This is a genomic window from Methylobacterium sp. J-088 (assembly GCF_022829295.1).
In the GTDB taxonomy this organism is placed as follows: Bacteria; Pseudomonadota; Alphaproteobacteria; order Rhizobiales; family Beijerinckiaceae; genus Methylobacterium.
The window spans coordinates 23,719-44,512 of the sequence record NZ_JAKSYH010000057.1 but is presented as its reverse complement, the minus strand read 5'-3'; the positions used below and the strand labels follow the sequence as shown (position 1 = coordinate 44,512).

17 protein-coding genes are annotated in these 20,794 nt (G+C 67.3%); 9 read left to right on the top strand and 8 right to left on the bottom strand.

From position 1 onward, the window contains the following. The first annotated feature begins 63 nt into the window (after window positions 1–63). From MKK63_RS06915 to ppx, 3 genes are all read left to right on the top strand, one after another. Window positions 64–774 carry a DnaA ATPase domain-containing protein gene (locus MKK63_RS06915; RefSeq protein ID WP_244000014.1) on the top strand — a complete coding sequence of 237 codons (711 nt, stop codon included), beginning with the start codon at window positions 64–66 and terminating at the stop codon, window positions 772–774. A 104-nt stretch (window positions 775–878) separates the two neighbouring features. Then, window positions 879–3,455 carry an RNA degradosome polyphosphate kinase gene (locus tag MKK63_RS06910; protein ID WP_244000011.1) on the top strand — a complete coding sequence of 859 codons (2,577 nt, stop codon included), beginning with the start codon at window positions 879–881 and terminating at the stop codon, window positions 3,453–3,455. A 284-nt stretch (window positions 3,456–3,739) separates the two neighbouring features. Continuing rightward, on the top strand, window positions 3,740–5,281 hold the full coding sequence (ppx, locus tag MKK63_RS06905; RefSeq protein ID WP_279574545.1) for an exopolyphosphatase: 1,542 nt from the start codon (window positions 3,740–3,742) through the stop codon (window positions 5,279–5,281). On the opposite strand, the gene MKK63_RS06900 is transcribed toward ppx, so the two are convergent. Beyond that, complete coding sequence (locus tag MKK63_RS06900) at window positions 5,278–6,723, bottom strand: acetamidase/formamidase family protein (RefSeq protein WP_244000007.1); 1,446 nt, start codon at window positions 6,721–6,723, stop codon at window positions 5,278–5,280. The two genes, ppx and MKK63_RS06900, sit on opposite strands and share 4 nt — an antisense overlap. 81 nt (window positions 6,724–6,804) lie before the next feature. Next, the gene (locus tag MKK63_RS06895) at window positions 6,805–9,132 is read right to left on the bottom strand and encodes an NADP-dependent malic enzyme (RefSeq protein ID WP_276081891.1); all 2,328 of its coding nucleotides are present in this window, start codon (window positions 9,130–9,132) and stop codon (window positions 6,805–6,807) included. A 78-nt stretch (window positions 9,133–9,210) separates the two neighbouring features. Between MKK63_RS06895 and MKK63_RS06890 the strand changes: the two genes are divergently transcribed. Together MKK63_RS06890 and MKK63_RS06885 are read left to right on the top strand one after the other, a co-directional pair. Continuing rightward, window positions 9,211–9,840, top strand: coding sequence for a CatB-related O-acetyltransferase (locus MKK63_RS06890; RefSeq protein ID WP_244000292.1), 630 nt, complete (start codon window positions 9,211–9,213; stop codon window positions 9,838–9,840). Window positions 9,841–9,884: 44 nt separating this feature from the next. Continuing rightward, window positions 9,885–10,139 carry a DUF3297 family protein gene (locus MKK63_RS06885; protein ID WP_244000005.1) on the top strand — a complete coding sequence of 85 codons (255 nt, stop codon included), beginning with the start codon at window positions 9,885–9,887 and terminating at the stop codon, window positions 10,137–10,139. A gap of 13 nt (window positions 10,140–10,152) precedes the next feature. On the opposite strand, the gene MKK63_RS06880 is transcribed toward MKK63_RS06885, so the two are convergent. The 6 genes from MKK63_RS06880 to aspS all read right to left on the bottom strand — a co-directional run bounded on the left by MKK63_RS06880 (window position 10,153) and on the right by aspS (window position 16,068). After that, entirely contained in the window at window positions 10,153–10,836 is a 684-nt protein-coding gene (locus tag MKK63_RS06880; protein ID WP_244000003.1) for a hypothetical protein, read from the bottom strand. Then, window positions 10,833–11,879: a hypothetical protein gene (locus MKK63_RS06875; protein ID WP_244000001.1), complete on the bottom strand. Its 1,047-nt coding sequence runs from the start codon at window positions 11,877–11,879 to the stop codon at window positions 10,833–10,835. Before MKK63_RS06875 ends, MKK63_RS06880 begins: the two co-directional genes overlap by 4 nt. Before the next feature lie 62 nt (window positions 11,880–11,941). Then, the gene (locus MKK63_RS06870; protein WP_243999999.1) at window positions 11,942–12,271 is read right to left on the bottom strand and encodes a hypothetical protein; all 330 of its coding nucleotides are present in this window, start codon (window positions 12,269–12,271) and stop codon (window positions 11,942–11,944) included. Next, complete coding sequence (locus MKK63_RS06865; RefSeq protein WP_243999997.1) at window positions 12,268–13,344, bottom strand: acyltransferase family protein; 1,077 nt, start codon at window positions 13,342–13,344, stop codon at window positions 12,268–12,270. Before MKK63_RS06865 ends, MKK63_RS06870 begins: the two co-directional genes overlap by 4 nt. Next, window positions 13,341–14,213: a glycosyltransferase family 2 protein gene (locus MKK63_RS06860; protein ID WP_243999995.1), complete on the bottom strand. Its 873-nt coding sequence runs from the start codon at window positions 14,211–14,213 to the stop codon at window positions 13,341–13,343. Before MKK63_RS06860 ends, MKK63_RS06865 begins: the two co-directional genes overlap by 4 nt. A gap of 10 nt (window positions 14,214–14,223) precedes the next feature. Beyond that, entirely contained in the window at window positions 14,224–16,068 is a 1,845-nt protein-coding gene (gene aspS / locus MKK63_RS06855) for an aspartate--tRNA ligase (protein WP_243999993.1), read from the bottom strand. 138 nt (window positions 16,069–16,206) lie between these two features. Between aspS and MKK63_RS06850 the strand changes: the two genes are divergently transcribed. The 4 genes from MKK63_RS06850 to xoxF1 all read left to right on the top strand — a co-directional run bounded on the left by MKK63_RS06850 (window position 16,207) and on the right by xoxF1 (window position 20,778). Then, complete coding sequence (locus tag MKK63_RS06850) at window positions 16,207–16,632, top strand: WYL domain-containing protein (RefSeq protein ID WP_243999991.1); 426 nt, start codon at window positions 16,207–16,209, stop codon at window positions 16,630–16,632. Window positions 16,633–16,708: 76 nt separating this feature from the next. Further along, window positions 16,709–17,881, top strand: coding sequence for a ribonuclease D (gene rnd / locus MKK63_RS06845; protein WP_243999989.1), 1,173 nt, complete (start codon window positions 16,709–16,711; stop codon window positions 17,879–17,881). Between the two features lie 110 nt (window positions 17,882–17,991). Next, window positions 17,992–18,279, top strand: a complete 288-nt coding sequence (locus MKK63_RS06840; RefSeq protein WP_243999987.1) for a hypothetical protein — start codon at window positions 17,992–17,994, stop codon at window positions 18,277–18,279. A gap of 693 nt (window positions 18,280–18,972) precedes the next feature. Further along, the gene (gene xoxF1, locus MKK63_RS06835; RefSeq protein ID WP_243999985.1) at window positions 18,973–20,778 is read left to right on the top strand and encodes a lanthanide-dependent methanol dehydrogenase XoxF1; all 1,806 of its coding nucleotides are present in this window, start codon (window positions 18,973–18,975) and stop codon (window positions 20,776–20,778) included. The last annotated feature ends 16 nt before the right edge of the window (window positions 20,779–20,794 follow it).

Sequence of the window (20,794 nt, the reverse complement as noted above, 5' to 3'; positions counted from 1 at the left end):
CCATCGATCCGCTTGGAAGAACGGCCCTTGACCTGCGCCAGTGCGGGGTGATCCTGAGTGGGCATGCCTGAGAACGTACCACCGCGGCAGCTCGCCTTCGACCTGCCGCTCGATCCGCGCTACGGCCGTGAGGATTTCCTCGTGGGTCCGGCCAACGAGGCCGCCTACGCACTGATCGAGGCCTGGCCCAACTGGCCCGACAGCGTGCTGGTGCTGACCGGCCCATCCGGCAGCGGCAAGAGTCACCTGGCGGCGATCTGGGCCGAGCGCGCCCATGCCTGGACCGTTCAGGCCGGCGACATCAATGCGGATGCGGTCCAGCACCTCGTGTCCAACGGGGCGCTCGTGATCGAGGATATCGACCGGGCGCAGGACCGGGACGAGGCGGCGCTGTTCCACCTCCTGAACCGCGCCCGTGAACGCGGATGCCCGTTGCTGCTGACCAGCGGCACCGGGATCGATGCGCTCAATCTCGCCACGCCCGACCTGCGCTCGCGCCTGCGCCTCGCGCCGGGAATCGCGATTCGAGAGCCCGACGACGCCCTGCTGCGGGCCGTGCTGGTGAAACTGTTCGTGGACCGCCAACTCGTGGTCGATCTGAGCGTTATCGATTCGCTGGCCCTGCGGATCGACCGGTCCCTCGGGCGCGCCCGTGATGTCGTCGCCGAACTCGACCGGGATGCCCTGGGCCGCCAACGGCGGATCAGCCGCCCGCTCGCCCTCGCCGTGCTGCGGCGGATGGGCTTCGACGACGAGTCCGATCCGGACGGCTGATCCTGGAATCCCGGGTTCGTCACGAAACTGTCGTGATGGCTCGGGGTGGACGTTGTAGAACGCGCGCCTTCGCGCAAAGCCGTGATGAGGGACAGGGAACAGGAATGGATTCGACGCAGAAGCCCACGGAACGCGAAGCCGCCGACGAGGCCGCGGAACCCCGTCGGCATCCCGCGTCCCATCCGACCACCCGGCGCGCTCCGGCCGTCCGGCGAATGCCGGCGGGTGCCACCGCCGCGACGAGTCTAGCCTCTGCGCCTGCCGCGCAGCCCGAACCGACCGCGCAGCCCAAGCCCATCGCGCAGCCGAAACCCGCCGCGCAACCGAAGCCGGCCGCGACACGGCCCCGGACAGCGACGGCAGCCCAGACCGCAACGGCCGCGCCGCGGGCGGCAACCGGGCCACAGAACACTGCGCCGACGGCCAGTGCTCCGGCAGCCACGGCCGCCGCGATCTCGGACACGACCGATGAATGGCCGGCCGTCGTCGCCCAGCCCGAGGAGCCCCAGGCGGACGCGGCGCGCGAGTCGGTGCTCGAAGCCGGGCGCGGGCTGCGGCACTCGCCGGAGCGGTTCGTGAACCGTGAATTGTCCTGGCTGCAATTCAACAGGCGCGTGCTGGAAGAGGCCTCGAACCCCAATCATCCGCTGCTGGAGCGCCTGCGCTTCCTGTCGATCTCGGCGAACAACCTCGACGAGTTCTTCATGGTCCGTGTGGCGGGCCTGATCGATCAGGTGCGCGCCGGCCTCACGGTTCCGTCCCAGGACGGCCTGTCGCCCTCCGAGCAGCTGGTACGGATCGGCACGGAAACCGCGCGGCTGGGGGCGGACCAGCAGGCGCGCTGGCGCGAGCTGCGCGAGGAGCTGCACGCCTCGGACATCGACATCGTCGAGCCTGCCGCGCTCACCGCCGAGCAGACCACGTGGCTCGAAGACTACTTCCTGACCCATGTCTTCCCGGTGCTGACGCCGCTGGCGATCGACCCGGCCCACCCGTTCCCGTTCATTCCGAATCTCGGCACCACGATCGCGCTGACGCTGGTGCGGCCCAAGGACGGGCGGACCCTGCGCGCCCTGATCCGCCTGCCGGGCGTCATCGACCGTTTCGTGCGCCTGCCGGTGAGCGACAGCGAGACCGCGGCACGCCTGATCCCGATCGAGCAGGTGATCGGGATGTTCACCGGCCGCCTGTTCCCCGGCTACCTCGTGAGGAGCAGCGGCGCCTTCCGGGTGGTGCGCGACTCCGACCTCGAGATCGAGGAGGAGGCGGAGGATCTCGTTCTCCACTTCGAGACCGCGTTGAAGCAGCGCCGCCGTGGCGTGGTGATCCGCCTCGAAGTCGAAGCCGGGATGGCGGAGGATCTGCGCGGCTTCGTGGTCGACGAACTCGAGATCGCCCCCGATGCGGTGTTCCTGGTCGAGGGCATGCTGGCCCTCAACGAACTGAGCCAAGTGGTCGGGATCGACCGGCCGGATCTGAAGTTCAAGCCCTACAACCCACGCTTCCCGGAGCGCATCCGCGAAAGCGGCGGCGACGTGTTCGCGGCGATCCGGCAGAAGGACTTCATTGTCCACCACCCCTACGAGTCCTTCGACTCGGTGGTGCAGTTCCTGGCCCAGGCGGCCCGCGACCCGAACGTGGTGGCGATCAAGCAGACGCTGTACCGCACCTCGTCGAACTCGCCGATCGTGGCGGCGCTGGCCGAGGCGGCCGAGCTCGGCAAGTCGGTGACCGCGCTCGTCGAGCTGAAGGCCCGCTTCGACGAGGAGGCAAATATCCGCTGGGCGCGCAACCTGGAGAAGGCAGGCGCGCAGGTGGTGTTCGGCTTCGTGGAGCTGAAGACCCACGCCAAGCTGTCGCTGGTGGTCCGGCGCGAGGGCGACAAGCTCGTCACCTACTGCCATGTCGGCACCGGCAATTACCACCCGATCACGGCGCGCATCTACACGGACCTGTCGTTCTTCACGGCGGATCCGGCGATCGCCCGGGACGTGTCGCGGATCTTCAACTTCATCACCGGCTACGCGGAGCCCGCCGAGCTGGAGCGCATGGCGGTCTCGCCGCTGACGGCGAAGAACAAGCTACTGGAGCACATCGAGGCCGAGGTCGCCCACGCGAAGGCGGGCCGCCCGGCGGCGATCTGGATCAAGTGCAACTCCCTGGTGGATGCCCAGATCATCGACGCGCTCTACGACGCCTCGGAGGCCGGAGTGCAGATCGACTGCGTGGTGCGCGGCATCTGCTGCCTGCGGCCTGGCATCCCGGGCCTGTCGGAGACGATCCGGGTCAAATCGATCGTCGGGCGCTTCCTGGAGCACGGGCGCATCTACGCCTTCGGAAACGGCGTCGGGCTGCCTCATCCAAAGGCGACGGTCTACATCTCGTCGGCCGACCTGATGAGTCGGAACCTCGACCGGCGTGTCGAGGCGCTGCTGCCGATCACGAATCCCACGGTGCATCAGCAGGTGCTCGACCAGATCATGCTGGCGAACCTCCTGGACAACCGTCAGAGCTGGCGGCTGCTCGCCTCCGGCGGGTGTGAGCGGATCCAGCCGGCGGATGGCGAGGAACCCTTCAACGCGCACAAGTACTTCATGACGAATCCCAGTCTCTCCGGACGCGGCAAGGCGTCGAAGAAGTCGAGCCCCCGTGCGTTGAGCCGGCGGGCGCAGCGCGCCTAGACGTCCCCCGCATGCGCCGGAAGCTCGACAGGTTTCGCGCGGACGCCCTGCGCTTCTGCGCGAGGAACTTGCGGACGATCCAAGATTTGCGCAAAGGACGTACCCGCCCGTCGACGCAAGGCCATGTGGTTTCCCCGCCGCCGACATGGTTTCCCGACCGGCCGCCGGGCCGTGACATCATGGGTCCGGAGCCGACATCGGTCGCAGCGCGACCGGCCACGGCCCCGGATCGCACCGGCGGTGCGTCCAGCGAGCCCGCCGCGCTCACTCAAGGACATGGACGTTTGGGCAGCTCTCGCGCCAATCTCATCCTCGCGCATCCGACGGAGCGGTCCGTGGTCGCCGCGCACGCTCCGGTGGCCATCATCGACATCGGATCGAACTCGGTCCGGCTCGTCGCCTATGACGGCCTAACCCGGGCGCCGACCCCGCTCTACAACGAGAAGGTCCTGTGCGGCCTCGGGCGCAACGTCCTGACCACGGGCCGGCTGAATGACGAGGCGGTCGCGCGGGCGCTCGCCGCGCTGGCCCGGTTCCGGGTGCTGTGCGAGACCATGCGGGTGTCTCGGGTCTTCGTGCTGGCGACCGCGGCGGCCCGCGATGCGGAGAACGGCCCCGACTTCCTGCGCGCCGCGGAGGTGGCCTGCGGCCAGGACATCCAGCTCCTGTCCGGCCGGCGCGAGGCGGAACTCTCGGCGATGGGCGTCATCTCCGGCTTTCACGCCCCCGACGGGGTTGTGGGCGACATGGGCGGCGGCTCGCTCGAACTCGTGGATGTCCGCGGCACCGTGGTCGGGCAGGGCGTGACCATGCCGCTCGGCGGCCTCGCCCTTCAGGATCTCTCCGGCGGCTCAGTGAAGAAGGCCGCCAAGATCGCGCGCGAACACATGCGCAAGGCGGTGCCGCAGCTCGAAACCCTGCGCGGGCGGACCTTCTACGCGGTCGGCGGCACGTGGCGCGCGCTGGCGCGACTGCACATGGCCGCCCGCGGCTACCCGGTCCACGTGATGCACGGCTACACCGTGGAGCCGAGCGACGAATTGACCTTCCTGCAGCTCGTCGAGCAGACCGACGTCGCCCTGCTCCAGGATGTCGATGCGATCTCCGAGGCGCGGCGCCCGCTCCTCGCCTACGGTGCGGTGGTGCTGGAGGAGATCATCCGGGTCGGCCGCCCACGGGAGGTCGCGATCTCGGCTTCCGGTGTCCGCGAGGGCCTGCTGTTCGAGCAGCTCGACCGCGACGCCCGGCTGATCGATCCGCTCCTGGCCTCGGCGGCGGAGTTCAACACCCTGCGCTCCCGCGCGCCCCAGCACGGCGAGGAACTGATCGCCTGGACCGACCGGTTCGTGACGACCCTCGACGGCCACGAGACCGCGGACGAGCGCCGCCTGAGGCACGCGGCCTGCCTGCTCTCGGATGTCGGCTGGCGCGCCCACCCCGATTACCGAGACCAGCAGAGCATCGCGGCGATCCAGAACGCCGCCTTCGTGGGCGTCGACCACCCGGGTCGGGCCTATCTGGCGCTGGCAGTCTCGCTCCGGCATACCGGGCTCGCGCCGGAGAAGGCCAATCCGATCCTGCGCACTGTCGCCGGGCCGCGCCTGTTCGAGCGGGCGCGCCTGCTCGGGGCGCTGTTGCGGGTCGCGTTCCCGATCTCGGCCGGGATGGGTGGCGCCCTCGGCCAAGCGCCGCTGACCGTCGAGGACGGGCGGGTCGTCCTGCGGCTGCCGCGGGACTGGGCAGCCCTGAACGGTGACCGCCTGCTGAACCGGGTCCGCGGCCTCGGGCGCGTCACTGGCCTCGAAGGTCGGGTCGAGATCGGCTAGGCGACCCGATCGGGAAATATTGCCTTTTTGACCACCGCGTGGACGCCCCAATTGCCGTCCACGACCTGCGTGATCCCGAAATCGACCGCCACCGACATCAGCGAGATCGCCTCGTCCTCGGTCAGTCCCTTCGCGTGCATCAGGAACTGGCGCATCTTGCGGAACGCGTCGCGCATGGCGAGGTCGATCGACGACTTCTCGAAAATCGCCGCCTGGGCATCCGGACCGAGGTCGCGCAGGTAGTTCGGGTAGCTGAACCCGGACAGGACCCAATCGTCCTTCGTCTCGATCATCGGGAAGTCGAGGGCTTCCAGCGGCGAGCCGAGCAGGTCGGCCTTCTTGTGCAGGACGAACTGGAAGGTGCCGGTGAGCGAGCACTCGATCGCGGTCCCGCACAATTCGGAATCGCCCTGGCTGGCATGGGGATCGCCCACCGAGAACAGCGCCCCCGGCACCGCGACGGGGAAGTAGAGCGTCGCGCCCTTGCCGATCCGCCAATTGTCGATGTTGCCGCCGGTATAGCTCGGCGGGATGGTGTTGACCCGGTCGGCCTCGGCGGGCGCGACGCCCAGCGTGCCGAAATGCGGGCGGATCGGCACGCGGATCCCCTTCAGCACATCGAAGGTCTTCTGCGTCTTGGCATGGTCGACCGGCAGGCCGGGATAGTCGATGGTCGGATGCGCGACCCCGAACGGGTCGGTGACGCCGGGCCAGCGGAAGCTGTAGACCGCCCGCGCCCAGTCGCGCGCGCCTGTGGCGTCGACCTCGTAGATGGTCACCACCTCCCGGGGTTTGTCGCCGGTGATCAGGTCCTTGTAGTGGAAGCCCCACCACGCGGCCGCGTTGCTGCCGAAGGCGAGCCCCTTGTATTTCGGGTTGGCGCTGGGGCGGGGCGCCACGTCGAGGATGCGGACCTCCAGCACGTCGCCGGGCCCTGCGCCGCGGATCGCCACCGGGCCGGTGCAGATATGCACGCCGAGACCGCCGCCGGGGCCGATCTTGGCGTCCATTGCGCCCGCACCGCGGGGCGAGACGCCCATCTTGTCCTTGGTCCAGAGGTAGACGCTCTCGGCGCCCGGATCGCCCTGGATCATCCGCTCGGCATCGTCGCTGGCCTGATGGGTCAGCGTCTCGATCGTCACGAAATCGCCAGAGCCGATCTCGACCTGCGGCTTGAGGCTGCGGCTGAAGAAGCCCCAATGCACCGTCTCGGCGTTGGCGGGCAGATGGTAATGGCCGGTCGCGGCGAACTTGGCGCCCGAGGCCTGCGCCAAAGCCGGGCTCACCAGCGAGGGGCCGCCGGCCGCGAAGGCCGCCGCTGCAGCGCCCGTCGCCGCGAAGCCGCTCTTCAGGAAGGCGCGCCGCTCCGGCTCGAGGTCACGCCGGAACTGGCGGCGATGCGCTTCGAAGGCGTGGCAATTCGGGTCGTCGCCCAGGCACATGATGTCCGCTTCCGGTGGTGTCGATTCCCGGAAGCGGTCAAGCAATTCGACGGCCACGCTGGTGGCCGCCGCCGGAGATCCTTACGCGGAGATCATCCCGACCCCGGCCTCCTCGGGCTTGGGCGGAGCCTCGTCCGACTGTGCCTCGACCACCGCGGCGGCCGTGACGTTGACGATGCCGCGGGCGGTCACCGAGGGGGTGAGGATGTGGGCGGGCTTGGCCGGTCCGATCAGCAGGGGGCCGACCGGCAGGGCGTCCGCCATCACCTTAGCGAACTGGAACGCGATGTTGGCCGCATCGAGGTTCGGGAAGATCAGGACATTCGCCGCACCCTTCAGGCGCGAGCCCGGCAGCACCCGGTCCCGGACCATCTCGGAGAGCGCCGAATCCGCCTGCATCTCACCATCGACGATCAGGTCCGGATCGCGCGTCTGCAGGAGCGCCAGGGCGTCACGCATCTTGATGGCGGAGTCCGAATCCGACTGGCCGAAATCCGAGTGGCTGAGCAGCGCGATCTTCGGCGTCAGCCCGAACCGGCTCACGTGGTTCGCACAGGCCTGCGCCACGTCGGCGATCTCCTCGGCGGTCGGGTTCGGGCGGACATGGGTGTCGGCCAGGAAGTAGGCGCCCGTATGGGTGACCACCAAGCTCATGGCTGCGCATTGCTTCACGCCGGGCGCGAGTCCGATCACGTCGCGGATGATGCGCAACCGCGTCTCGAACCGGCCCTCCAGGCCGCAGATCAGCGCATCCGCCTCGCCGCGGCGGACCGCGATGGCACCGATCACCGTGTTGTTGGTGCGCACCAGCGTGCGCGCCGCATCCGGCGTGATGCCGCGCCGGCCCGCGACATCGAGGTAAGTCTGCACGTAGGCGCGGTAGCGGGGATCGTCTTCGGGGTCGATCAGCTCGAAGTCGCGGCCGTGCTCGATCGACAGTCCGAACCGCTTCAGACGGGTCTCCACCACCCGCGGCCGGCCGACCAGGATCGGGAACGCGACCTTGTCCTCGACGATCGCCTGGACGGCGCGGAGCACGCGCTCGTCTTCGCCTTCGGCGTAGATCACCCGCTTGCGCTCGGCCTTCGCCTTGGAGAACAGCGGCTTCATGATCAGGCCGGACCGGTGGACGAACCGGTCGAGGCTGTCGGTATAGGCGTCGAGATCCGCGAGCGGCCGGCCGGCCACGCCCGAATCCATCGCCGCCTTGGCGACCGCGGGGGCAATGCGCAGGATCAGCCGCGGGTCGAACGGGCTCGGGATCAGCGATTTCGGCCCGAACGGCCGCGCCTCGCCGCCATAGGCCCGGGCGACCACGTCCGAGGTGGTCTCGTGGGCGAGGCCGGCGATCGCCTTCACGGCCGCCTTCTTCATCTCCTCGTTGATCTTGTGGGCGCCGACATCCAGCGCGCCGCGGAAGATGTAGGGGAAGCACAGGACGTTGTTGACCTGGTTCGGGAAATCCGACCGGCCGGTGCAGATCATCGCGTCCGGCCGCTCCTGCTCGGCGAGCTCCGGCATGATCTCGGGATAGGGGTTGGCCAGCGCCATGATGAGCGGCTTCTCGGCCATCTCCCGGAGATATTCCGGCTTCAGGACGCCGCCGGCCGAGAGGCCGATGAACACGTCAGCCCCCGGGATCACCTCGGCCAGGGTCCGCTTCTCGGTCTCCTGGGCGAAGACGTCCTTCCAGCGATCCATCAGCTCGGGGCGGCCCTTGTAGACCACGCCCTTGATGTCGGTGATCGTGATGTTCTCACGGGTCGCGCCGAGCGACACGAGCAGGTTGAGGCAGGCGAGCGCCGCAGCGCCCGCGCCCGACGTGACGATCCGGACGTCGGACAGCTTCTTGCCGGCGAGTTCCAGCCCGTTGAGGACCGCCGCCGCCACGATGATCGCGGTGCCGTGCTGGTCGTCGTGGAAGACCGGGATGTTCATCCGGGCGCGGCACTGCTCCTCGACCTCGAAGCATTCCGGCGCCTTGATGTCCTCCAGGTTGATGCCACCGAAGGTCGGCTCCAGGGCGCAGACCACGTCGACGAGCTTGGACACGTCCTTCTGGTCGACCTCGATGTCGAACACGTCGATGCCGGCGAACTTCTTGAACAGGACCGCCTTGCCCTCCATCACGGGCTTGGAGGCCAGCGGTCCGATGTCGCCGAGACCCAGCACGGCCGTGCCGTTGGTGAGCACCGCCACGAGGTTCTGGCGGATCGTGAGGTCGGCGGCCTGCTGCGGGTCGTCGTGGATCGCCATGCAGGCGGCCGCGACGCCGGGCGAATAGGCCAGCGCGAGGTCGCGCTGGTTGCCCAGCGGCTTCGTCGCCTGGATCTCGAGCTTCCCGGGCTTGGGCAGGCGGTGGTAGACGAGCGCCCCGGCCTTGAGGTCCTCGGACATGTTATCGGCCATCGCCCACGCTCCCGCTCACCTTTTTCACCGAGGACGACGCGGTCGCGCATCGCGCAGGCTCGCGTCTTGACCGGTCTGTTGCACCGGCTGCGCAGGGGGCGCAACCCGCACAACGAGACGCGGATCCACCTCGCCAAGCTGGCGAGGGCCTACGGCTTCTCCATAGGCGCCTACTCGTATGGGCGTCCAAAGGTCCGCTTTCCGGAAAGCGGCCGGCGGCTGACGATCGGCCGCTATTGTTCCATTGCCGACAAGGTCGAGATCCTGCTCGGCGGCGACCATCGGCTCGACTGGGCGTCCACCTATCCGTTCGCCGCGATGCGCGGGCTGTTTCCGGACGCGCGGGCGCCGGAGGATTTCCACGCCTCCCGGGGCGACGTGGTGATCGGCCACGATGTCTGGCTGGGCTCGGGCTGCATGATCCTGTCGGGCGTCACCCTCGGGCCCGGCGCCGTGGTGGCCGCCCGCGCCGTGGTGACCCGCGATGTGCCCGCCTACGCGGTGGTGGCGGGCAACCCGGCGCGGGTCGTGCGGCATCGGTTCGACGCGGCGACCGTCGAGGCCCTGCTGGCGGCGGCGTGGTGGGACCTGCCGCACGCGGCGGTGACGCGGCTCGTGCCGCTGCTGCAGAGCGGCGACGTGGCCGCCCTCCTGGCAACCCTCGGGGCGGACGCGGGCAGCGTTGCGGCGGGGCGGGGGATTTCGTAATCCGCGGTCCTCTTCGCCGCTGACGCCCAACCTGGAGCTCGCCCATGTCCGATCCCGCGCTGCCTGACCGTCTCTCGGTCAACCCGGACAGTCCGTATTACGACGCGGCCCTGCTGGAGCGCGGCATCGGCATCCGGTTCAAGGGCGTCGAGAAGACCAATGTCGAGGAGTACTGCGTGAGCGAGGGCTGGGTGCGCCTCTCGGCCGGCAAGACCCTCGACCGCGCCGGCAACCCGATGACGGTGAAGCTGAAGGGCCCGGTGGAGCCCTATCTGCGTGATGCAGCGGACGCAGAATGAGATTCTACCGGGCTCATCGCTCCAGCGGGAATGGGGTGGGTTCCCAGTAGGGCTCCAGCTCCGTCCCGCGAACGTTGGCCGCCTCCCAATCGTGCAGGATCTTGGCCAGCGCCGGGCGGTCGCCGGCCATGAGGGGTTCTTCCACGGCGGCAAGCTGCGTCTGCCAGCGATGCGCGCGCGATCCCGGCGGGAACGACTTGCCGGCATGCCACGGCTGTCGTTCGTGCCTGATCGCTCGCGCGGCGTCGAGCTTGCCGGCCGCGATATGGACGATCATACGGTCCTCGTACGGCTCGTCGTAGACCCAATGTGGCCGCGACGGCAGAGTCGCGTAGCTTTCTGGCGTCCCATAGAGCGCCAGCTTCGGAAGTGCCACGGAGTCCAAGACCGCGATGGCCTCCGGTATCATCGTGGGGTCGGACCAGAGCCAGAACTTCTCCGCTGATGTTGGGGATCTACTTAAATATTCGAAGTATGTACCAATAGCAATAGCCCCGGGCAAGCCCGCAAAATATAGCGCAGTCATAAACAATCTCGGCGAGCAACAATTTGGATCAGAAGTCCGCTCGATGAATATGCCAAGCGCAATATGATGAACTGGATTTTTAATTGCGAAACGATTCCCGATCTGCACGAGATACGGGTGCTTGGTTTTCAAAGCGTCGAAGATCGGTCGAACTTGACGAGCGCTGGTCATACCATCGGCTCGATCTGAATAAGAATATAACGTAGGGCGCCCGGATAACGTCTTTGCACAACAGTAGCAATATCGACTGACCGTGGCCCTCTAAGATACGCATTCCCGGCCTTGTGATCATAGACACAGACAGTTGATGGCTGCGAGCGCTCAAGCACGTCAAGCCGAATCGATCCCCGCGCGCCATATTTCGCATCCGTGCCGGTCGTGGCATCGAAAGATGTCTCGGCAACGAGATTCGGGTCTTTCCGGGCATTTATGACGCCCGCAATGCCAGCATGCACTTTGTTGCCGAAATCCTGCCCACCGAAGTAATTACCAGAGGCTTTGACACCTGCAGCGACCGCGTCCGCTATAGCCTGCACCTCCCTGTTACGAGGGCACAACTGGTCCAACTCAGTCTGCCCTACTGCCCCAACCCACATGGCTGGATCGTTGTAAGCATCCCCCGGGATATACTCGCTCGCGGGAGCAGCGAAGATAGCCTTTCGATCGCTGGTATTCCGCCCAGACAGAACCGAGAAGAGTGATTCCGCTGCCTCGAGTGTCTTCGGGAATCGCCGCGCCAGTTCGTCTGACGGGCGTGGCCGACCCCGGGCCAGTTGGACGAAGGCTTCCGGTTCCGCTCCATCCTGTGTGAGGAGATTTCGAGCCAGGATCTCGTTGCTATCACCATCACGGATCGTCTGCGTAAGACCTGAGGTCTCGAAGACCGTTCGCGTCCCATCCGGTCCGGTGACCGTGTGTTGCTCGTCCCAGTCCGTATGCGGTTGGGCCCGAATCCGGATCGAAAGAACCCGCGATCCATCTTCGAGGACAGCGTCTTCCGTTTGCGACTGGGCCTGGGATCCACCCCCGGTGCCCTCCGGAAGCCAACGGCCGCCATCGGACTGGCCAGCTGGCGCGCGCGGCTGATCAGCTCGGTATTTGCGGCTCAAAACGCACTCAAGCCGGATCAGCTTGACGCCGACGGCGAGGCCAGCGAGCTCGGTGCGGAGGGCCGCGACGTCCTGAGCGTGACGATCATTGGTCAGTCGTGACATCCGCCCCACCTCCGCTTGGACAAAAAAACCTATCCGCGGCGGCATGTTTTGTCAAGATTTTCCTATTTTTGCGCTGGCAGCTTCCTGGCCGCAGCTCTGAATGTGCAAGCCGCGAAATCTCGCAGCGCCGCGGTGATCATCACTCTGAGCTGGCTCGGCCGCTTCGGAGTCGCCACCACAAGACTCGTCACGACCTCGGGATGGTTCCGCCGCTGCCGCGGCCGACGCGCATGATTGGACAGGCGAAGGGTCGCGTCCTGGTCCGGACGCGCGAGGTAAAAGCTGTCGCCGCGCTCGTTCCGGGCGACGATCGTGAAGCCCTGGGCCTCCAGCAGCGTTGCCGCCAACGTCAAGGCTTCGGCGGGCGGGAGCAGCCTGTCGGGATCCGTCACGGCCCCGCCGGTTCGATCGTGCCGAGGCGTCGTCGCCCCAGCGCCCGCGCCTTGAGCGCCAGGGCGGGCCGCTCGATCCCGTACCAGGACAGGGCCGCCACCGGCAGCGTCGCCGCGAGGGCAGGGGCCAGCAGCGCGGGTCCCGAAATCTCCGGCCAGAGCGCGTGCAGGGTCTGCTGGATCGGCCAGCCGTAGAGATAGACCCCGTAGGACAGGTCCGCCGGTGGATCGAACACGCCCCGCGCCAGGGGACCGAGGGCGAGCCAGACCACGCCGTAGGCTTCCGCCAGGAACAGCAGGGCCGGATAGGCCGGCGTTCGAACGAGGATGCAGGCCCCGAAGGCGAGGCAGCCGAGGGCGGCCCCGGGGATCCGCAGGCGCTCGCGCCAGAGATAGAGGCACGCGCCAGCCGCGAAGATCAGGGGCAGGCGCAGGGCGGTCTCGGTGCCCTTGGGCAGGTCGGAACCCCGCAGGCCGCCCACGATGGTCAGCGCCAGCGCGAGCGCCGCGACGACCACCAGGGCCGACCAGCGCCGTCGGAGCAGACCGCCCAGGGCGGCAACGAGAACGCCGAGATAGCACAGCACCTCGTATTTCAGCGTCCAGACCGTGCCCAACGGCGCCCGGTACGGGCTGGCCTCGAACACGCCGGGGAGGGCGGCGTTGCTCTTGAAGGTCGTCAACGTCCCGCGGACGAACGCCCACAGGCCCGGATCGCGCCAATACTCGGAGACGGGCAGGCGGGTCAGCGCCGCGCCGAGGCCCAAGGAGACGACCAGGGTCGCGGCCACCAGCCCGGGCAGGATCCGTAAGCTCCGGGCCAGCGCATAGTCCCGGATCCCGCGCCGGTCGCAGCTCATCGTCACGAGGAAGCCCGACACGGCGAAGAAGCCGTTCACCGCGTGCTCGCCCAACGTGTAGCCGGTGAACCGGGCCAGGGGCTCGTCCCCAGCGGCTCCGGTCGCGACGCTGTAGGCGTGGGATACGACCACGGCGACCGCCAGGGCCAGCCGCAGGCCGGTGAAGCCGTTGCGCCCGGCACCGAGCACCTCGGCGATGGTCCGCGCGCTCATTCGGGCAGGCCCTCGCGGGCCAGGGCGGTGCGGCCGCGCAGGACGGCGAAGGCGCCGGCCGCCGAGCCGCCATAGCGTTCCAGCCCGCTCCGGCGCAGGACCAGGGCCGAGAGCAGCGCCTTCGGCAGGTTGGCCAGCAGGGTCCCGAGGCTCGGATCGGGCAGGCCGTATTTCCGGCTGACATAGGCCCGCGACCATGCCTGATGCCAGCGTGTGCGGAACACGCGGCCCCGCTCGGGCGCCGAAGAACGGCCGCGGCCGTGCAGCGCCTCGGCGGCGTGGACGTGGATGAGGGCATGACCGGCCTCGGCGACGCGCCGGCACAGGTCGTCATCCTCGTAGAACAGGAAGATGCGCTCGTCGAAGCCGCCGAGGTCGAGGAACAGGCGGCGCGGCATCAGCAGGCAGGCCCCGGACAGGAATGGCGCGCAGGCATCGCCCTGCGGCAGCGCGCGGCGACCGCCCGGATTGGTGAGATAGGGCGCGAGCAGCGAGCGCGCCTGGAAGAAGAAACGCCCGTCGGGCTCGACCAGCCGCGGCGCCAGCAGGCCGGCATCCGGCCAGGCCCGGGCCGCCGCCAGCAGGGCATCGACGGCCCCCGGACGCAGGATCACGTCCGGGTTGACGATCAGGACATGCTCCGCCGTCACCGCGGCCCGGACGCCCCGGTTGTTGGCGCGGCCGTAGCCCTCGTTGCGGGCGTTGCGGATCACCTGCGCGCCGGCTTCCTCCGCGACGGCAGCGGAGGCATCCCGGCTGGCATTGTCGACCACGATCGCCGGCACATGCTGCCCGGCGAGCGCGGCAAGGCAGGCGGGCAGCACCTCGGCGCTGTCGTGCGCAACCACGATGGCGACGAGGCGCGGCACCGCGGCCGGACTAGGCCTTCTTCTCGGGCAGGTTGAGCCGGATATGCAGCTCACGGAGCTGCTTGGGCGTCGCCTCGGCGGGCGCGCCCATCATCAGATCCTCGGCGCGCTGGTTCATCGGGAACAGCACCACCTCGCGGATGTTCGGCTCGTCGCACAGGAGCATGACGATGCGGTCGACACCCGGCGCGATGCCACCGTGCGGCGGGGCGCCCATGCGGAGCGCATTCAGCATGCCGCCGAACTTCTCCTCAAGCACCTCGCGGCCGTAGCCCGCGATGGCGAACGCCTTCTCCATCACGTCGGGACGGTGGTTCCGGATCGCACCGGACGACAGCTCGATCCCGTTGCAGACGATGTCGTACTGGAACGCCTTGATGCCGAGGATTTTCTTGGTGTTGGCGCCGGTCTCGTCCTCTGAGGCCAGTGCTTCGAGATCGAGCGCGAGGAACTCTTCGCGATCGATGTTCGGCATGGAGAACGGATTGTGCGAAAAATCGATCCGCTTCTCCTCCTCGCTCCACTCGTACATCGGGAAGTCGGTGATCCAGCAGAAGGCGTACTGGTCCTTGTCGCAGAGGCCCAGCTCGTCGCCGATGCGGATGCGCGCCTTGCCGGCGAGCCCGGCCGCCTTGCCCTCGACGCCGGCGGAGAAGAACACCGCATCGCCCGCCTTGGCCCCGGCCCGCTCGGCGATCAGAGCCTGGACCTCGGCCGGGATGAACTTGGCGATCGGCCCCTTGCCGGTGAGCTGCCCGTTCTCCTCCTCGAACACGACGTAGCCGAGCCCAGGGGCACCCTCGGAGCGCGCCCAGTCGTTCAGCCTGTCGAAGAACGAGCGCGACTGTGCCGCCGCCCCGGTCGCCGGGATCGCCCGGACCACGCCGCCGCCGGCGATCACACCCTTGAACGCCTTGAAGGCCACGTCTCCGCGGGCAAACAAGTCCGTCACGTCGGCGATGATCAGCGGATTGCGCAGATCCGGCTTATCGACACCGAATTTCAGCATCGAATCCGCATAGGTGATCCGCGGAAATTCCTGCGTGACGCGCCTGCCTTCAGCGAATTCGTCGAACACCCCGCGCAGAACCGGCTCCACCGCCTGGAACACATCCTCCTGGGTGACGAAGCTCATCTCGATATCGAGCTGGTAGAACTCACCCGGCGAGCGGTCGGCCCGGGCATCCTCGTCGCGGAAGCACGGCGCGATCTGGAAGTAGCGGTCGAAGCCCGCGATCATCGTCAGCTGTTTGAACTGCTGCGGCGCCTGCGGCAGCGCGTAAAACTTGCCGGGATGGACCCGCGACGGCACCAGATAGTCGCGGGCGCCCTCCGGGCTCGACGCCGTGAGAATGGGTGTCTGAAACTCGAAGAAGCCACCGTCGCGCATCCGGCGGCGGAGCGAATCGATGATCGCGCCGCGCTTCATGATGTTCGCGTGGAGTTTCTCCCGGCGCAGGTCGAGGAAGCGGTAGCGCAGCCGCGTCTCTTCCGGGTATTCCAGATCGCCGAAGACCGGCAGCGGCAGCTCGCCCGCCGGGCCCAGCACCTCCAGGTCATCGATATAGACTTCTACGACGCCGGTCGGCAGCTCGGGGTTCTCGGTGCCGGCCGGGCGGGTCCGCACGCGGCCATCGATCCGCACAACCCATTCCGAGCGCACGGCATCAGCCGCTTTGAATGCCGGGGAATCGGAATCGATCACGCACTGCGTCAGCCCGTAATGATCGCGCAGATCGATGAAGAGCACACCGCCGTGGTCGCGGATGCGGTGGCACCAGCCTGAAAGGCGGACGGCCTGCCCGACATCGGACGGGCGGAGCGCCCCGCAGGTGTGGGAACGGTAACGATGCATGACGGGCTTCTTCTGTGGGAAGGCCGGCACCATTCACGCGAGCCCCCCCAAGTCAAGCGCGGTCCGCACCCGACGCCTCGGGAAACGGCTTCGGCGACGCCCGTCACACTACCGGACGGGCCCGGCAATCCCCATATCATGTCCATGATCAACAACGCTTTTCTCCCATCCGGGGTCGGCCGAGCTACCCCCGTCGACGCGCGTCCGGGCGCGTGGCGGACGCTGCCGCTCGGTGGGCATTTCGACTTCGTCTACGAGGACGCGTCCGGTGCCTGGAGCAACCGTTCCCTCGACGCGCGCGAACTCAGGCTCGGACAGGGCCGGACCCTTCTCGGCGGCATTGACGCCCGGCGGGGCGGCTATCGCGGTTTCCGGGTCGACCGGATCCGCCGCCTCATGGATGGCGCCACCGGCGAACGCATCGAGACCGGTATTCTCGATCGGTTGCTCGGGCGCGCCGAGGCGCAGCGCCGGGCCGATACCCTTCGGATCAAGCGACAGGGACAAGCGCGCCGGAGGGCCGCCTCGCGACCCCTGACGGTTTCCTCAACACGGGGTTCATGATGGGGAATGCGGGAAAAACAGGGACGCGGCGCGGGTTTCGCTCCCCACCGCCGCGTCGGTTGCGTATAGCCGTTTCATGGATCTGATTTCTTCGACCGACACCCTGCGGGACATCTGTACGCGTCTGGCCGCGCAACCCTTCGTGACCGTCGACACGGAGTTCATGCGCGAGACGACCTACTACCCCAAGCTTTGCCTGATCCAGATGGCGGCCCCGGACGGCACTGCCGTCCTGGTCGATCCCCTGGCGCCGGGGATCGATCTGCAGCCGTTCATTGACTTAATGGCGGATACGCGGACCGTGAAGGTCTTCCATTCCGCTCGCCAGGACCTCGAGATCGTCTGGATGATGGGCGGAATCCTGCCGCACCCGTTCTTCGACACGCAGGTCGCCGCCATGGTGTGCGGCTACGGCGATTCCGTTTCGTACGAGCAGCTCGTCAACGACGTCGCCAAGGCCAAGATCGACAAGTCGTCCCGGTTCACCGACTGGTCCCGGCGGCCCCTATCCGAGGCGCAGCTAACCTACGCCCTGTCGGACGTCACCCACCTCGTCACAGTCTACGAGGTCCTTGTCGCCGAACTGCTGCGCACCGACCGTGGCGCGTGGCTCGACGAGGAGATGGCGGTCCTGACTTCGCCCGAGACCTACCGGGCCGATCCGTCCCAGGCGTGGCGGCGGCTTTCCGGCCGCATGCGCAAGCCGCGCGAAATCGCTGTGCTGATGGAAGTCGCCGCGTGGCGAGAGAGCGAAGCGCAGACCCGCAACGTCCCACGTGGGCGGGTGCTCAAGGATGAAGCGGTGATCGACATCGCTTCCGCGGCGCCCCGGAGCGTCGAAGCCCTGGGCCGCCTGCGAACGATTCCGGCCGGCTTCGAGCGATCCCGCACGGGCACCGACATCCTTGCGGCGGTGGAGCGCGGGCTGTCGCGGGATACGGCCGACATTCGCATGCCGGAGCGGCTACGCCGGGGCGGTGGCAACGGCGCCATCGTCGAACTCCTGAAGGTGCTGCTTAAGGCGGTCTGCGAAGCCGAAGGCGTGGCGCCGAAGATCATCGGCACCGTCGATGATCTCGAAGCGATCGCCGACGATGATCGCGCCAACGTCCCCGCCCTCGAAGGCTGGCGGCGCATGCTGTTCGGTGAGAAGGCGCTCGCATTGAAGCAGGGCCGGCTGGCGCTGTCCGTCGAGGCCGGCCGGATCGTGGTGCGGGATCTCGAACCGGCTTCGCCCGCTGTGGACTGACCGGCCGATGCCGGGCTCTCAATAACCGAGCCGTGAAGGCGTGACTTGGCCGGTGGGCGGGATTAAATGGCAACCTGGTTGCCGTTCCTTCCCGCCCGTGCGTCCCGCGTATGTTCGAGCCGAACGAAGTCCTGAAGACACTGACCGGCCGCGGTCTCGTTACGGCGGAGGGATGCGGTTCGGTGCGGGTCCGCTACCGCGTGATCGTCGAACGGCGGGAGGTCGGTGTCGTCGCCCACGGCACGCTTCACGGCAGCCACACCAACCTGAAGCCGATTTGGCTCGAGCCGGACGCGCAGCTTCGGCTTGCGAACGGGCGACGGCTCGACATCTCGATGACCGACCTCGTCGGTGACACCGCCGAGTTCGAGAGCACCGGCCCGGTCGGAACGCTCTGACCGATGACGCCGCTTCGGCTCGCCACGATCCCCGGGACCGAAAACCGGGCGCGATCAAAGCCCAGCTGGCCGGGAAGATTCGGCAATTTGTCGCGCCCTACACTTCTAATGGGGAAAGAGACCAGCTCCTCTGAGGATGCGGCGACTGGGCGCACAGGTCTTCACAGCCTCAATAGCCCCCTTTGACAGAGCAATCCGATACCGCATCGCCGTTGACGACTGACGCGGCGTCGTGGAGGCCGTAGGCTATCTAACCACTATCAGCGCAGCCAGCGCATGAGCCTGCACAGCAACGCTTTCCCAGATGCAAGTCCTGCATAGGACGCTGTCACATCGCCGTGAGAACGCCGACACCAAACAATAAATCGATTGTGCAGCGCACCATTCCTAACGCGGAATGATGACGATCAATGGCCTTCTGTAACCTCGGAATAAGCCTTCATCCTGTGTCGACATCGGTGGAACAGCGAGTTGACGGCGCTCAAAAATCTCTTAAGGTCCGGGCAAGCCTCGGTTTCGAGGGGACCGCCTCAGGGATGGTGGTTCCTGGCTAAGGGATCTGAAGATCTCTTAAAGTCGATGAAGCCCGCTACCGAGGCGTCCATCCCTGTCGCAAATAGTCAGGTCGGAGTCCGCGCGACACCGCACTCTTGGTGTGTCGCGAGTATTCTCAAAGACTTGTCGGAGGAACCCATGAGAGCAGTGCATCTCCTTGCGCTCGGCGCGGGCGTTGCGGCGGTTGCCGCGCCGGCGCTGGCCAACGAAAGCGTTCTGAAGAGCATCGCCAACCCGGCGGAGCAGGCACTTCAGACGGTCGATTACGCCAACACCCGCTATTCGAAGCTCGACCAGATCAACGCGTCGAACGTGAAGAACCTCCAGGTCGCCTGGACCTTCTCAACCGGCGTTCTGCGTGGCCACGAGGGCTCGCCGCTCGTCGTCGGCAACATGATGTACGTGCACACGCCGTTCCCGAACATCGTGTACGCCCTCGATCTCGACCACGAGGCGAAGATCGTTTGGAAGTACGAGCCCAAGCAGGATCCGTCCGTGATCCCGGTCATGTGCTGTGACACGGTCAACCGTGGTCTGGCCTACGCCGACGGCACCATCATCCTGCACCAGGCCGACACCACGGTCGTGTCGCTCGACGCCAAGACCGGCAAGGTCAACTGGTCTGTCGTGAACGGCGACCCGAAGAAGGGCGAGACCAACACCGCGACGGTTCTGCCGGTCAAGGACAAGGTCATCGTCGGCATCTCGGGCGGCGAGTTCGGCGTGCAGTGCCACGTCACCGCCTACGACCTGAAGACCGGCAAGAAGGTGTGGCGCGGCTACTCCGAGGGCCCGGACGATCAGATGCTGATCGACCCGGAGAAGACGACCTACCTCGGCAAGCCTGTCGGCAAGGATTCTTCGCTGAAGACCTGGGAAGGCGATCAGTGGAAGACCGGCGGCGGTTGCACCTGGGGCTGGTTCTCCTACGATCCCAAGCTCGACCTGATGTACTACGGCTCGGGCAACCCCTCGACCTGGAACCCCAAGCAGCGTCCGGGCGACAACAAGTGGTCGATGACCATCTGGGCGCGTAACCCGGATACCGGCGTCGCCAAGTGGGTCTACCAGATGACTCCCCACGACGAGTGGGATTACGACGGCATCAACGAGATGATCCTCACGGATCAGAAGATCGACGGCAAGGAGCAGCCGCTCCTGACCCACTTCGACCGTAACGGCTTCGGCTACACGCTGAACCGCGCGGACGGCAGCTTGCTGGTCGCCGAGAAGTTCGATCCGGCCGTCAACTGGGCGACCAAAGTCGACATGGACAAGGGGTCGAAGACCTACGGCCGTCCGCTGGTCGTGTCGAAGTACTCGACCGAGCAGAACGGTGAAGACACCAACTCCAAGGGCATCTGCCCGGCGGCGCTTGGTACCAAGGATCAGCAGCCTGCGGCCTACTCGCCGAAGACCCAGCTGTTCTACGTGCCCACCAACCACGTCTGCATGGACTACGAGCCGTTCCGGGTGACCTACACCCCGGGCCAGCCCTACGTCGGTGCGACCCTCTCGATGTACCCGGCCCCGAACTCGCACGGCGGCATGGGCAACTTCATCGCTTGGGATGGCGTCAACGGCAAGATCAAGTGGTCCGACGCCGAGCAGTTCTCGGTGTGGTCCGGTGCTCTGGCCACCGCTGGCGACGTGGTGTTCTACGGAACGCTTGAGGGTTACCTGAAGGCGGTCGACGATAAGACCGGCAAGGAGCTGTTCAAGTTCAAGACCCCGTCGGGCATCATCGGCAACGTGATGACCTACCAGCACAAGGGCAAGCAGTACGTCGGCGTCCTGTCGGGCGTCGGTGGCTGGGCCGGCATCGGCCTCGCGGCCGGCCTGACCGACCCGAACGCCGGCCTCGGCGCGGTGGGTGGCTATGCGGCCCTGTCGCAGTATACCAACCTGGGCGGCCAGCTGACCGTCTTCGCCCTGCCGAACTAATCGGCCGCAGGGTACA

Excerpts from the sequence above, each read along its gene's own strand:
- MKK63_RS06875 (WP_244000001.1), bottom strand. The coding sequence starts at position 11,879 with ATGTCACGACTGACCAATGATCGTCACGCTCAGGACGTCGCGGCCCTC.
- MKK63_RS06865 (WP_243999997.1), bottom strand. The coding sequence starts at position 13,344 with ATGAGCGCGCGGACCATCGCCGAGGTGCTCGGTGCCGGGCGCAACGGC.
- rnd (WP_243999989.1), top strand. The coding sequence starts at position 16,709 with ATGGATCTGATTTCTTCGACCGACACCCTGCGGGACATCTGTACGCGT.
- MKK63_RS06850 (WP_243999991.1), top strand. The coding sequence starts at position 16,207 with ATGTCCATGATCAACAACGCTTTTCTCCCATCCGGGGTCGGCCGAGCT.
- MKK63_RS06880 (WP_244000003.1), bottom strand. The coding sequence starts at position 10,836 with ATGACCAGCGCTCGTCAAGTTCGACCGATCTTCGACGCTTTGAAAACC.
- MKK63_RS06895 (WP_276081891.1), bottom strand. The coding sequence starts at position 9,132 with ATGGCCGATAACATGTCCGAGGACCTCAAGGCCGGGGCGCTCGTCTAC.
- MKK63_RS06885 (WP_244000005.1), top strand. The coding sequence starts at position 9,885 with ATGTCCGATCCCGCGCTGCCTGACCGTCTCTCGGTCAACCCGGACAGT.
- MKK63_RS06910 (WP_244000011.1), top strand. The coding sequence starts at position 879 with ATGGATTCGACGCAGAAGCCCACGGAACGCGAAGCCGCCGACGAGGCC.
- aspS (WP_243999993.1), bottom strand. The coding sequence starts at position 16,068 with ATGCATCGTTACCGTTCCCACACCTGCGGGGCGCTCCGCCCGTCCGAT.
- MKK63_RS06900 (WP_244000007.1), bottom strand. The coding sequence starts at position 6,723 with ATGTGCCTGGGCGACGACCCGAATTGCCACGCCTTCGAAGCGCATCGC.
- xoxF1 (WP_243999985.1), top strand. The coding sequence starts at position 18,973 with ATGAGAGCAGTGCATCTCCTTGCGCTCGGCGCGGGCGTTGCGGCGGTT.
- MKK63_RS06915 (WP_244000014.1), top strand. The coding sequence starts at position 64 with ATGCCTGAGAACGTACCACCGCGGCAGCTCGCCTTCGACCTGCCGCTC.
- MKK63_RS06840 (WP_243999987.1), top strand. The coding sequence starts at position 17,992 with ATGTTCGAGCCGAACGAAGTCCTGAAGACACTGACCGGCCGCGGTCTC.